Raw genomic sequence first — 12,939 nt, 5'->3', positions numbered from 1 at the left:
TGGAGGCAATGTGAAGTTTGAATTAGACACGACAGACGGGCGCGCGCGCCGTGGCCGTCTGGTTTTTGAGCGTGGGGTAGTAGAAACTCCGGCATTTATGCCGGTAGGCACCTACGGCACGGTAAAAGGCATGACGCCGGAAGAAGTGCAGGACACTGGCGCTCAGATCATTCTCGGCAATACTTTCCATTTATGGTTACGCCCTGGGCAGGAGATCATGAAGCTGCACGGCGATCTGCATGATTTTATGCAGTGGAAAGGGCCTATTCTTACGGACTCCGGCGGTTTCCAGGTATTTAGCCTGGGTGATATCCGCAAAATTACTGAGAAAGGGGTGCATTTCCGTAATCCGATTAACGGTGACGCGATTTTCCTCGATCCGGAAAAATCGATGGAAATTCAGTACGACCTCGGCTCTGACATTGTAATGATCTTTGATGAATGTACGCCGTACCCGGCCGATTGGGATTATGCCAAGCGTTCAATGGAAATGTCGCTGCGCTGGGCGCAACGCAGCCGCGACCGTTTTGACTCCCTGGGTAATAAAAACGCGTTATTTGGCATTATTCAGGGCAGTGTTTACGAAGATTTACGAGATGTGTCGGTTAAAGGATTGGTAGATATCGGCTTTGATGGGTACGCTGTGGGCGGCCTGGCGGTCGGTGAGCCTAAGGAAGATATGCACCGCATCCTGGAGCATGTCTGTCCGCAGCTTCCGCAGGACAAGCCACGCTACCTGATGGGCGTCGGTAAGCCTCAGGATCTGGTGGAAGGTGTACGACGCGGTGTGGATATGTTCGACTGCGTTATGCCGACCCGCAATGCACGTAATGGGCATCTCTTTGTCAGCGACGGCGTGGTAAAAATCCGCAATGCGAAGTACAAAGACGACATCTCGCCGCTCGATGCCGAGTGTGATTGCTATACCTGCCGCAATTATAGCCGTGCCTATCTGTATCATCTTGACCGCTGTAATGAAATTTTGGGTGCACGTCTGAATACCATTCATAACCTGCGCTATTATCAGCGCTTAATGGCGGGTTTACGCCAGGCTATTGAAGAGGGTAAATTAGAGCACTTTGTTAGTGAATTCTACCAACGGACGGGAGCGGCGGTTCCGCCAATCACGTCTGATAATTAAACGATGAGGGAATTTTAATGAGCTTTTTCACTTCTGATGCCGTGGCAGCCGCAGCACCTTCTCAGAGTAGTCCGTATTCTCTGGTGATAATGCTGGTGGTGTTTGGTCTGATTTTCTACTTTATGATCTTACGCCCTCAGCAAAAACGTGCGAAAGAGCACAAAAAACTGATGGACTCAATTGCTAAAGGCGATGAAGTTCTGACCACGGGTGGTTTAGTCGGACGCGTAACCAAAGTAGCTGAAACGGGCTATGTGGCTATTGCCCTTAACGATACGACTGAAGTTGTCGTCAAGCGTGACTTTGTTGCTGCCGTTTTGCCGAAAGGTACGATGAAGGCGCTTTAATTTTTTGATTTCCCTAAGGGAACTGCCGTGTTAAATCGTTATCCTTTATGGAAGTACATCATGCTGATCGTCGTGTTACTCGTCGGTCTGCTGTATGCACTCCCTAACCTTTATGGTGAGGATCCGGCTGTTCAGATCACTGGTGCGCGCGGAAGCGCCGCCAGTGAGCAAACGCTGGTCCAGATCCAAAGCGCTTTAAAACAAGACAATATTCCAAGTAAATCCGTTGCTCTGGAAAATGGCGCTATTCTGGCGCGTTTCGCTAACACCGACGTGCAGCTGCGCGCGCGTGAGGCGATAATAAAAGTTCTCGGCGAAGATTATGTGGTGGCGCTTAACCTCGCTCCTGCAACGCCAGCCTGGTTAGCAATGTTGTCCGCAGAGCCGATGAAACTCGGTCTCGATCTGCGTGGTGGTGTCCACTTCCTGATGGAAGTTGATATGGATACCGCGCTGGGCAAGCTTCAGGATCAGAACATCGACAATCTACGTAGCGACCTGCGCGAGAAAAGTATTCCCTACATTAACGTGCGTAAAACCGCTAATTATGGTCTGGAAATTCGCTTCCGTGACGATAAAGCGCGTGATGCCGCCATTAGTTATCTGACCACTCGTCACCGCGATATGGTGATCAACAGCAGCGGCAGTAATGCCCTGACGGCGGTAATGAGCGACGAGCGCATGCGTGAAGCGCGTGAATATGCCGTTCAGCAGAACATCAATATTCTGCGCAACCGTGTTAATCAGCTGGGCGTGGCGGAACCTCTGGTGCAGCGCCAGGGATCGGATCGTATCGTAGTTGAACTGCCGGGTATTCAGGATACGGCGCGCGCCAAAGAGATCCTGGGAGCAACGGCAACGCTGGAGTTCCGACTGGTCAATACCAGCGTGGACGCAACATCAGCCGCAAACGGCCGTATACCGGGCGATTCGGAAGTAAAAGATACGCGCGAAGGGCAGCCGGTTGTGCTGTACAAGCGGGTGATCCTTACCGGTGACCACATTACCGACTCCACATCCAGCACCGATGAATACAATCAGCCACAGGTGAATATTTCTCTGGACAGCGCTGGCGGCAATATCATGTCCAACTTTACCAAAGACAGCGTAGGTAAAGCGATGGCGACCCTGTTTGTTGAATACAAAGACAGTGGTAAGAAAGACGCCAATGGCCGTGCGATTCTGGAAAAGCATGAAGAGGTGATTAACGTTGCCAATATCCAGTCACGACTGGGTAACAGCTTCCGTATTACCGGTATCAATAACCCGAACGAAGCTCGTCAGCTTTCGCTGCTGCTGCGTGCCGGTGCGTTGATTGCGCCAATTCAGATTGTGGAAGAGCGTACCATTGGTCCAACGATGGGTGCGCAGAACATCACCCAGGGGCTGGAAGCCTGCCTGTGGGGGCTGATTGCTTCTATCGTCTTTATGGTGGTGTGGTACAAGAAATTCGGCCTGGTAGCCACCAGCGCACTGCTGGCTAACCTGGTGCTGATCGTCGGCATTATGTCGCTGCTTCCTGGCGCTACGCTAACAATGCCGGGTATTGCCGGTATTGTGTTAACGCTGGCGGTAGCAGTCGATGCTAACGTACTGATTAACGAGCGTATCAAGGAGGAGCTGCGTAACGGACGTTCCGTACAGCAGGCGATCCATGAGGGTTATAAAGGCGCGTTTTCCAGTATCGTGGATGCCAACGTGACCACGCTGATTAAAGTTATCATTCTGTACGCAGTGGGTACCGGCTCGATTAAAGGGTTTGCTATCACAACTGCGATTGGTGTGGCAACTTCCATGTTTACCGCGATTATCGGCACCCGTGCCATCGTCAATCTGATGTATGGCGGCAAACGCATTAACAAGTTGTCTATCTGAGGAGTGCGTTGTGGCACAGGAACATAGTGTTGAACAAATGAATCACGGGCGTAAAGTCATCGACTTTATGCGCTGGGATAAACTGGCGTTCATCATTTCTGGAATATTGCTAATAGTAGCAGTAGCCATCATTGGTGTTCGGGGCTTCAACTGGGGACTCGATTTCACCGGCGGTACGGTCATTGAGATCAATCTTGAACAGCCGGCCGATCTGGATATGATGCGTGAAAGCCTGCAAAAAGCCGGTTTTGCCGAGCCGCAGGTGCAAAACTTTGGCAGCAGCCGTGATGTGTTGGTGCGTATGCCGCCGGCTGAAGGCAATGCGGGTGAAGCGCTGGGCAGTAAGGTGCTGGGCGTCATCAACGAAGCAACCGGACAGAATGCGACCGTCAAACGTATCGAGTTTGTCGGCCCCAGCGTGGGGAGCGATCTGGCTCAGGCGGGTGGGATGGCGCTGCTTTCGGCGCTGATTGCCATTCTGTTCTATATTGGCTTTCGCTTTGAGTGGCGTTTGGCGCTAGGCACCGTACTGGCGCTGGCACACGATGTGGTCATTACGATGGGGCTGCTCTCTATGTTCAAGATTGAGATAGACCTGACTATTATCGCCTCGTTAATGTCGGTTATTGGCTACTCGCTCAACGATAAGATCGTGGTATCGGACCGTATCCGTGAGAACTTCCGCAAAATCCGTCGCGGTTCTTCTTACGATATTACCAATATCTCACTGACGCAGACGTTAAGCCGAACCATCATCACCTCGGTAACCACGTTGGCGATGGTCGTGATCCTGTTTATCTTTGGCGGCGCATTGTTGAAAGGCTTCTCGCTGACGATGCTGATCGGGATTACCATTGGTACTATCTCGTCGATTTATGTCTCTTCAGCCCTGGCGCTGAAGCTGGGCATGAAACGTGAGCATATGATCCAGCAGAAAGTGGAAAAAGAGGGCGCGGACCAGCCTTCGATTCTTCCTTAACGCGATGCGGTCAGAATGGCGGCCACCCCAGGGTGGCCGTTTTTTTATGGTGCAAAAGCTGATGAGCCGATCAGCATCAGGCCATGAACGCGAACATAGCCGAGTTTCTCCGGTGGGAAACCCTGCAGATACAGCATAACCCCCGCTTCACGAGGCGGCGGTAAAGCGGGTTCAAGCCGGAAGGTTTCACTGCGGCTTTGCGCGCTTAGCGGTCTGCCGCTGCTCTCGTCAAGGCTACCCCATTCGACCCGGCCGGTGAGTGCGGCCAGCCGCGCAGCATCGGCAACACTCAGATGCAGCAACGCGCACGTCCCGCCATCTTGCCTGGTGATATTGCTTAACCACAGGCGCAGTTGGCCTGCCTGACTCTGCAATAGCACTGGGGTTTTGGCGGCGGGGACTAACCAGGCACCCTGAAGCGAGTTCTGGTTAAGCAGGCTTTGGCGCTCAATCGCGGTTGCCTGAAGCGTAAGATGGCCCAATTCCTGACTCAACCGGCTCACCTGATGGTGGAGCCGTTGCGTCTGACGGTCGGGCGGAGAGGACAGACATCCTGACAGGAGCAGGGCGGCTGACATTGCCCCTACGCGCAGTGTGATCACGTCCTCTCCCCGATCGATCCGTTACTGAGGGATGCGCAGCTTCTGACCTGGATAAATTTTATCCGGGTGGCTAAGCATTGGCTTATTTGCCTCGAAGATTTTGTTGTACTGATTGGCGTCGCCGTAAACGGATTTGGAAATGGCGCTCAGCGTATCGCCTGATTTCACCGTGTAATAATCAGATTCATTGGCAGCGGGCGCATCAGTAACGACCTTGTCATCTACGCTGCTGATGCCCTTGATATTGCCTGCGGCGACCAAGATCTTCTCTTTCTCTTCCTGGGTCAGGCCTTCGCCGGTGACAACGGCTTTGTCACCGTTAACCTCGACCTTCACTTTGTCAGCGCCCGGAATACCCTGCTTTTTCAGACTATCTTCAATGGCCGTGCCCTGAGCGTGTGCATTTCCGGCGAACGCATCCAGGATCTTCTCACCTGCATCTTTAACAAAATCAAACAGTCCCATTTTTGACTCCTTTTTGGTGAAACCCCGGAATGGGGGGTACACAAAGCATAGACCTGTTTTTCACTTTTGTGGGGCGGGCATCTAGATCAGCGAATGCAAGTCCGTGTGAATGATTCAGTTGTTATCCACTCCAGGGTACACTGATAGCCCTCTGCTGAATAATCAGGACAGACTTATGCATTGCCCATTTTGTTGCGCCGTGGATACTAAAGTGATCGACTCCCGCCTGGTTGGGGAAGGCTCCTCCGTGCGCCGCCGACGCCAGTGTGTGGTTTGTCACGAACGCTTCACTACGTTTGAAGTCGCAGAGCTGGTGATGCCACGGGTGGTTAAGAGCAACGACGTGCGTGAACCCTTTAATGAAGACAAGCTGCGCAGTGGATTGATGAAGGCGCTGGAGAAGCGCCCGGTTAGCTCGGATGCGGTGGAAAATGCCATCAGCCACATCAAAAGTAAGCTGCGTGCCACCGGTGAACGCGAAGTGGCCAGTAAATCGATCGGTAGCCTGGTCATGGACGAGCTAAAAAAACTGGATAAAGTGGCCTATATCCGTTTTGCATCGGTATATCGCAGCTTTGAAGATATCCGCGAATTCGGCGAAGAGATCGCCCGCTTACAGGACTGACAGGATGCGCGATGAAGTTTATATGGCCCGGGCGCTGGAACTGGCGCGCCGTGGCCGATTTACCACCACGCCGAATCCCAATGTAGGATGCGTGCTGGTACGTGATGACCAGATCGTGGGAGAAGGCTATCATCTGCGTGCCGGTGAGCCGCACGCGGAAGTTCACGCGCTGCGTATGGCGGGTGAAAAATCGCGTGGCGCTACCGTCTATGTGACGCTGGAGCCGTGTAGCCATCATGGCCGTACGCCGCCGTGCTGCGATGCGCTGATTGCGGCTGGCGTTAAGCGGGTTGTTACCGCGATGCAGGACCCGAATCCGCAGGTGGCAGGTCGTGGCCTGTATCGTCTGCAGCAGGCGGGCATCGAGGTCAGCCACGGGCTGATGATGCAGGAAGCGGAAGCGTTAAACCGTGGGTTTCTCAAACGTATGCGCACCGGCTTCCCTTGGGTGCAGCTTAAACTTGGCGCCTCGCTGGATGGGCGCACGGCGATGGCCAGTGGGGAAAGTCAGTGGATAACGTCCCCCGAAGCAAGACGCGATGTGCAAAGACTGCGCGCGCAAAGCTCGGCTATTCTCAGCACCAGCGGCACCGTGCTGGCCGATAATCCGGCGCTCACCGTCCGTCATGATGAACTGGATAGCGCCAGCCTGGCGGACTACCCGGTCAACCTACTGCGCCAGCCGATACGCGTTATCGTTGACGGACAGAACCGCATTACCCCACAGCATCGGCTTATTGCCCAGCCGGGCGAAACCTGGCTGGCGCGCACCTCCAGCTGTCCGCAGCAGTGGCCGGAAAACGTCAGTCAGCTGATCGTACCACGCCATCAGGATCGCCTCGATCTGGTCTCGATGCTGATGCTGCTGGGCAAAAAACAGATTAACAGCCTGTGGGTGGAGGCCGGAGCGCAATTTGCCGGTGCATTACTCCAGGCAGGCGTTGTCGATGAGCTGATCGTCTACATGGCTCCTAAACTACTTGGCGATGCCGGGCGCGCCCTGTGCCAGCTGCCGGGACTGGAAACGCTGGCCGCCGCACCGGCGTTTACCTTTAGTGATATTCGTCAGGTGGGGCCTGATCTCAGGCTCACGTTGACCCCGTTATGACGGCTTGCGCAAAAACGAGCAGGTCGTCAAAGAGTGTGATAGAATCCGCCCCCCTGCGGGGCCAAACAGAACCCTGGAAGGAAGATTATGAACGTTATCGAAGCTGCTGTTGCTACTCCTGACGCGCGCGTTGCCCTGGTGATTGCGCGTTTCAACAACTTTATCAACGACAGCCTGCTGAGCGGTGCTCTCGATGCCCTGAAACGAATTGGTCAGGTCAAAGATGAGAATATCACCGTGGTATGGGTTCCTGGTGCTTATGAACTGCCCGTGACGGCGCGTGCGCTGGCCAAAACCGGCAAGCATGACGCGGTTGTGGCTCTTGGCACCGTGATCCGTGGCGGTACTGCCCATTTTGAATTCGTGGCAGGTGAGGCCAGTTCTGGTCTTGCCAGCGTTGCCATGCACAGCGATATCCCGGTTGCCTTTGGCGTGCTAACGACTGAAAATATCGAGCAGGCCATTGAACGCGCCGGAACCAAAGCGGGCAATAAAGGTGCTGAAGCAGCCCTGACCGCTCTGGAAATGATTAACGTATTGAAAGCCATTAATGCCTGATTTAAGGGGAATTTTGTGAAACCTGCTGCTCGTCGCCGCGCCCGTGAATGTGCTGTTCAGGCACTCTACTCCTGGCAGATATCCAAAAATGACATCGCGGATGTTGAATACCAGTTTCTGGCGGAACAGGACGTTAAAGACGTCGATATTACTTATTTCCGTGAGCTGGTCGGCGGCGTTGCAACTAACAGTGCATACCTCGACGGCCTGATGAAACCATACCTGTCGCGTCAGCTTGAAGAGCTGGGCCAGGTGGAAAAGGCGATCCTGCGTATCTCGCTGTTTGAACTGAGTAAGCGTTCAGACGTGCCCTACAAGGTTGCCATTAATGAGGGGATCGAGCTGGCAAAAGTGTTCGGTGCTGAAGACAGTCATAAGTTTGTCAACGGCGTGTTGGACAAAGCCGCTCCGCAGATCCGCCCTAACCGCAAATAATCCTCAGAGGCCGTGCAATCCGGCCTCTTCTTTTACCCCCGGAATGCAATATGTCATGTGGCGAATTTGAACTGATTGCGCGCTATTTTGATCGCGCGACATGCTCCCGTCGCGATGTGGAAAAAGGCATCGGTGACGACTGTGCGCTACTCAGCGTACCGGAAAAACAGACTCTGGCTATCAGTACCGACACGCTGGTATGCGGCGTGCACTTCCTGCGTGATATTCATCCTGCCGATCTTGCATACAAAGCGCTGGCGGTTAATCTTAGCGACCTGGCGGCAATGGGCGCAGATCCCGCATGGCTGACGCTGGCACTGACGCTGCCGCAGGTCAACGAAAGCTGGTTAAAAGCATTTAGCGACAGTCTGTTTGAATTGCTGGATTACTACAATATGCAGCTGGTCGGCGGCGATACCACGCGTGGGCCGCTCAGCATGACGTTAGGCATTCATGGACTGGTGCCGCAGGGAAGAGCATTAAAGCGCAGCGGTGCACGTATCGGCGACTGGATCTACGTCACGGGGACGTTAGGCGACAGCGCTGCCGGCCTTGCGCTGCTACAGCATCATGTGAAAATCGACGATCCGGTCGCCCACGAAGCGCTGATTAAGCGTCATCTGCGGCCGATGCCCCGCGTTCTGCAGGGGCAGGCATTGCGCGATCTGGCCAGCTCCGCCATCGATCTGTCCGATGGGCTCATCTCCGATCTCGGCCACATCCTACAGGCCAGCGCCTGTGGTGCCCGGCTTAATCTTGACGCCTTACCCCTTTCAGAGGTCGTGAAGCAAAACTTTCCCGCGCAGCAGACGCTGCACTGGGCGTTGAGCGGCGGTGAAGATTATGAACTCTGCTTTACCGTACCGGAAATTAACCGTGGCGCGCTTGACGTAGCGCTGGGGTATCACGGCGTTCCTTATACCTGCATCGGGCAGATTGCTCCGCAGTCAGATGGGCTAACGTTGCTGCAAAACGATCGGCCCGTTGAAATTAACCTGAAAGGATTCGATCATTTTGGCTCGCGCTAAGGATATGGCTAAAAGCCGTCTGAAAATGAGCAATCCGTGGCATTTACTGGCCACCGGATTCGGCAGCGGTTTAAGCCCCTGGATGCCGGGCACCATGGGGTCGCTGGCGGCGATCCCATTCTGGTATCTGATGAGCTTTCTGCCGCAGGATCTCTACTCGCTAGCGGTGCTGCTGGGTATCAGTATTGGCGTGTATCTTTGCCATCGTACGGCGAAGGATATGGGCGTGCACGATCACGGCAGCATCGTCTGGGATGAGTTTATCGGTATGTGGATCACGCTGATGGCCATTCCGGTTAACGACTGGAGGTGGGTGCTGGCAGGATTTTTGCTGTTCCGCGTGCTGGATATCTGGAAACCCTGGCCCATCCGCTGGTTTGACCGCAACGTGCACGGCGGGATGGGAATTATGGTGGATGATATTATCGCCGGGGTGATATCAGCGGCTATTCTCTACTGTGCCGGGCATTACTGGCTGATTTAATGCCAGGCTGCGCTCACCTACTCCCCGCAGGGAGTAGGTGAAAGGTTATTGTGCCAGCCAGTCGGCGATCTGCCGTTGGATACCGTCGGCATCCAGCTGATAATCGCTACGGATCTCATCCTGCGTGCCCGGAGGAATAAATTCATCGGGTAGGCCAATATTCAGCACCGGGATCGCCCGGCGTTTAGCCATCAAAAGCTCATTCACGCCGCTTCCGGCACCGCCTTTGATTGATCCTTCCTCAAGCGTGATCAGTGACTGGTGCTGTGCCGCCAGCTCCAGCACCAGCGCTTCGTCCAGCGGTTTGACAAAACGCATATCCACCAGCGTGGCATTGATGGCTTCCGCCACCTCGGCCGCCTGCGGGAGCAGCGTACCAAAGTTAAGAATGGCCATTTTCTCTCCGCGGCGTTTGACCACGCCTTTGCCTAGCGGCAGCGAAGCCAGCGCTTCAAGCGGTGCGCCGGTGCCATTGCCACGCGGATAGCGCACCGCGCTTGGGCCACCCTGGTGGTGATAACCGGTATACAGCATTTGGCGGCATTCATTCTCATCGCTTGGCGTCATAATCACCATATCAGGGATACAGCGCAGGAAGGCAATATCAAAGGCCCCCTGGTGAGTCTGCCCGTCAGCACCGACGATGCCGCCACGGTCGATGGCAAACAGCACCGGCAGTTTTTGAATGGCGACATCATGGATCAGCTGATCGTAGGCGCGCTGCAGGAAAGTGGAGTAGATCGCCACCACCGGCTTATAGCCGCCGATAGCCAGTCCTGCTGCAAATGTAACCGCGTGCTGCTCGGCAATCGCCACATCGAAATATTGCTGGGGATAATCGCGCGAGAAGCTGACCATTCCGGAGCCTTCGCGCATCGCCGGGGTGACGGCCATCAGCCTGTCATCAGCGGCGGCGGTTTCACTCAACCACTGTCCGAAAATTTTTGAATAGCTCGGCAGACCTTCAGCACTTTTTGGCAGCAGCCCGCTGGCCGGATCGAACTTAGGTACGGCATGCCAGCTGATCGGATCTTTTTCCGCCGGGGCATAGCCTTTCCCCTTTTTGGTCATGACGTGCAGGAACTGCGGGCCTTTCAGCGCGCGCATATTACGCAGCGTGTGCACCAAAGCCAGCACGTCGTGGCCATCTACCGGGCCGATATAATTAAAGCCCAGCTCTTCAAAAAGGGTGCCCGGCACCACCATTCCCTTCAGGTGTTCTTCGGTACGTTTCACCAGCTCCTTGATGGGAGGCAGGCCGTCGAGGACTTTTTTGCCGCTCTCACGCAGACGTGAGTAGGTTTTTCCGGACAGAATTTGTGCCAGCCGGTTATTAAGCGCGCCCACGTTTTCAGAGATCGACATTTCATTGTCGTTCAGCACCACCAGCAGGTCGGCCTTACAGTCTCCGGCATGATTCATCGCTTCAAACGCCATCCCGGCGGTGATCGCGCCATCGCCGATAACACAGGCCGTTCGACGGCCTTGCGCTTCTTTACCGGCGGCAACCGCCATACCTAACCCTGCACTGATAGAGGTTGATGAGTGACCCACATTGAGCACATCGTATTCACTTTCATCACGCCACGGGAAGGGGTGCAGCCCGTTTTTCTGACGGATAGTGCCTATCCGATCGCGACGCCCGGTGAGGATCTTGTGGGGATAAGCCTGATGTCCTACGTCCCATATCAGATGGTCAAACGGCGTGTTGTAAACGTAATGCAGAGCGACGGTCAATTCCACCACGCCCAGCCCGGAAGCAAAATGACCGCTGGAGCGGCTTACGCTGTCGAGCAGATACTGCCGCAGCTCGTCACAGAGTGTTGGCAGGCTCTCTTTCGGTAGCAAACGTAATTCTTGCACCGTACTTGCCAGAGCAAGCGTCGGGTATTTTGCAGTTTCAAAACTCATCAGTGACTCATTTAGAGGTTATTTATCGCGTTCGATTATAAAGCTTGCCAGCGCGCGTAACGCGGTCGTGTTGTAAGACTGTGCGGCAAGTGTCTCTAACGCGTTGAGGGATTCTTGATAAAGATCCCATGCTTTCAGCCGCGCATTTTCAAGCCCCATTAGTGCCGGGTAAGTACTTTTGCCCAATTGCTGGTCGGCACCCTGCTGCTTTCCAAGCACCACGGTATCACCGATAACATCAAGGATGTCATCCTGAACCTGAAAGGCCAGGCCAATCGCATCGGCAAAACGGTCAAGAGCGGGCAGAGCGGCACGACCAGGGGCACCTGCGGAAAGGGCGCCGAGTCGAACGGCCGAACGGATCAGCGCGCCGGTCTTATGCCTGTGGATCTGCTCAAGTTCGTCTAGCGTGACCCGTTTGCCTTCGGCCGCGAGATCCAGCGCCTGACCGCCGCACATTCCGGCTACGCCGCTGGCCTGGGCCAGTTCAGACAGCATGGCAACACGACTTTCCGCCGTGACTCCCGGCATCGGGGCGTCAGCAAGTATCGAAAAGGCGAGCGTCTGGAGCGCATCGCCTGCCAGAATCGCCGCATCCTCACCAAACTTGATATGACAGGTAGGCTGGCCGCGGCGCAGGCTGTCATTATCCATCGCGGGCAGATCGTCATGAATAAGTGAATACGCATGAATACATTCGACCGCTGCCGCCGGCGCATCCAGCGCGGCATCGTCTGCGTGCAGCATGTTGCCCGTCGCGTAGACCAGGAAGGGGCGTAAACGCTTGCCGCCCAATAATGCGCCATATTCTATCGCGTTAACCAGAGGAGTACTCTGAAAAGGCAGTTGTGAAACAAATCCCTGGATCGCTGCGTTGACTCGCTGATAGTGGCTGGTGAGTAAGACGTTAAAATCCATTACTCTTTTTCCGGCGTGAAGGGCGTCAGCTCAGCATTTTTATCATCGCTCAGCAAGATTTGTACCCGCTGCTCGGCCTGTTGAAGCACCTGCTGCCCGGCACGCGCTAGCTGCACGCCGCGCTCAAATTCATTCAGCGCTTCTTCCAGCGCAAGATCGCCGCTTTCCAGGCGGCTGACAATCTGCTCCAGCTGCTGCAGGGAGGCTTCGAAACTGACAGACTGTTGAGTTTTTTTTGGCATTTCTAATCCTGACTGTGCATTTTCATCAGAGAATGCTCATGGTAGCCGACTCTAAATGATTAGCAAAATATCCCCTGCAAATTTTGTGTTATCGGGGACGGCCCTGCCGGCGGCAGATGGATCAGCAGCCGTCAGACAAAGATGGTATACTCATGGCGGATGCAAAGGGCGCAGGCCAATTTGCGAGACTTTGATTTTAACAGTTAAGTGCCCCCCCATCA

Annotated in this window: 15 protein-coding genes; 10 read left to right on the top strand and 5 right to left on the bottom strand. The window is 54.6% G+C overall.

The features are described 5' to 3' along the window. The first annotated feature begins 10 nt into the window (after positions 1–10). From tgt to secF, 4 genes are read left to right on the top strand one after another with little or no spacing between them, the layout of a single operon-like run. A complete protein-coding gene (gene tgt, locus ETA_RS13860; protein WP_012442250.1) occupies positions 11–1,141 on the top strand; it encodes a tRNA guanosine(34) transglycosylase Tgt in 1,131 nt (376 codons plus the stop codon). Between the two features lie 17 nt (positions 1,142–1,158). After that, positions 1,159–1,488, top strand: a complete 330-nt coding sequence (gene yajC, locus ETA_RS13855) for a preprotein translocase subunit YajC (RefSeq protein ID WP_012442249.1) — start codon at positions 1,159–1,161, stop codon at positions 1,486–1,488. Between the two features lie 27 nt (positions 1,489–1,515). Next, positions 1,516–3,363, top strand: a complete 1,848-nt coding sequence (gene secD, locus ETA_RS13850; protein ID WP_012442248.1) for a protein translocase subunit SecD — start codon at positions 1,516–1,518, stop codon at positions 3,361–3,363. Between the two features lie 10 nt (positions 3,364–3,373). Further along, positions 3,374–4,342 carry a protein translocase subunit SecF gene (gene secF / locus ETA_RS13845; protein WP_012442247.1) on the top strand — a complete coding sequence of 323 codons (969 nt, stop codon included), beginning with the start codon at positions 3,374–3,376 and terminating at the stop codon, positions 4,340–4,342. A gap of 44 nt (positions 4,343–4,386) precedes the next feature. Here the strand turns inward: secF and ETA_RS13840 are convergent, their stop codons facing one another. After that, positions 4,387–4,944, bottom strand: coding sequence for a SadB/YajI family lipoprotein (locus tag ETA_RS13840; protein ID WP_012442246.1), 558 nt, complete (start codon positions 4,942–4,944; stop codon positions 4,387–4,389). Positions 4,945–4,965: 21 nt separating this feature from the next. After that, positions 4,966–5,409 carry a peptidoglycan-binding protein LysM gene (gene lysM, locus ETA_RS13835; protein ID WP_012442245.1) on the bottom strand — a complete coding sequence of 148 codons (444 nt, stop codon included), beginning with the start codon at positions 5,407–5,409 and terminating at the stop codon, positions 4,966–4,968. A 175-nt stretch (positions 5,410–5,584) separates the two neighbouring features. Between lysM and nrdR the strand changes: the two genes are divergently transcribed. From nrdR to pgpA, 6 genes are all read left to right on the top strand, one after another. Next, positions 5,585–6,034 (top strand): transcriptional regulator NrdR, encoded by a 450-nt coding sequence (gene nrdR, locus ETA_RS13830; RefSeq protein ID WP_012442244.1) that lies wholly within the window; start codon positions 5,585–5,587, stop codon positions 6,032–6,034. A gap of 4 nt (positions 6,035–6,038) precedes the next feature. After that, positions 6,039–7,142 carry a bifunctional diaminohydroxyphosphoribosylaminopyrimidine deaminase/5-amino-6-(5-phosphoribosylamino)uracil reductase RibD gene (gene ribD, locus ETA_RS13825; protein WP_012442243.1) on the top strand — a complete coding sequence of 368 codons (1,104 nt, stop codon included), beginning with the start codon at positions 6,039–6,041 and terminating at the stop codon, positions 7,140–7,142. An 87-nt stretch (positions 7,143–7,229) separates the two neighbouring features. After that, entirely contained in the window at positions 7,230–7,700 is a 471-nt protein-coding gene (gene ribH / locus ETA_RS13820) for a 6,7-dimethyl-8-ribityllumazine synthase (RefSeq protein WP_012442242.1), read from the top strand. Positions 7,701–7,715: 15 nt separating this feature from the next. Further along, the gene (gene nusB, locus ETA_RS13815) at positions 7,716–8,135 is read left to right on the top strand and encodes a transcription antitermination factor NusB (RefSeq protein WP_012442241.1); all 420 of its coding nucleotides are present in this window, start codon (positions 7,716–7,718) and stop codon (positions 8,133–8,135) included. A gap of 50 nt (positions 8,136–8,185) precedes the next feature. Further along, positions 8,186–9,163, top strand: a complete 978-nt coding sequence (gene thiL / locus ETA_RS13810; protein WP_012442240.1) for a thiamine-phosphate kinase — start codon at positions 8,186–8,188, stop codon at positions 9,161–9,163. Positions 9,164–9,167: 4 nt separating this feature from the next. After that, positions 9,168–9,647 (top strand): phosphatidylglycerophosphatase A, encoded by a 480-nt coding sequence (gene pgpA, locus ETA_RS13805; RefSeq protein ID WP_012442239.1) that lies wholly within the window; start codon positions 9,168–9,170, stop codon positions 9,645–9,647. A 45-nt stretch (positions 9,648–9,692) separates the two neighbouring features. On the opposite strand, the gene dxs is transcribed toward pgpA, so the two are convergent. From dxs to xseB, 3 genes are read right to left on the bottom strand one after another with little or no spacing between them, the layout of a single operon-like run. Further along, a complete protein-coding gene (dxs, locus tag ETA_RS13800) occupies positions 9,693–11,558 on the bottom strand; it encodes a 1-deoxy-D-xylulose-5-phosphate synthase (protein ID WP_012442238.1) in 1,866 nt (621 codons plus the stop codon). A gap of 18 nt (positions 11,559–11,576) precedes the next feature. Then, the gene (gene ispA / locus ETA_RS13795; protein WP_012442237.1) at positions 11,577–12,476 is read right to left on the bottom strand and encodes a (2E,6E)-farnesyl diphosphate synthase; all 900 of its coding nucleotides are present in this window, start codon (positions 12,474–12,476) and stop codon (positions 11,577–11,579) included. Further along, complete coding sequence (gene xseB, locus ETA_RS13790; protein WP_012442236.1) at positions 12,476–12,718, bottom strand: exodeoxyribonuclease VII small subunit; 243 nt, start codon at positions 12,716–12,718, stop codon at positions 12,476–12,478. The genes ispA and xseB overlap by 1 nt, the downstream gene beginning before the upstream one ends. Positions 12,719–12,939 lie beyond the last annotated feature (221 nt).

This window comes from Erwinia tasmaniensis Et1/99, from assembly GCF_000026185.1.
GTDB classification, from domain to species: Bacteria; Pseudomonadota; Gammaproteobacteria; order Enterobacterales; family Enterobacteriaceae; genus Erwinia; species Erwinia tasmaniensis.
This window is presented reverse-complemented; position numbering and strand designations above follow the sequence as displayed.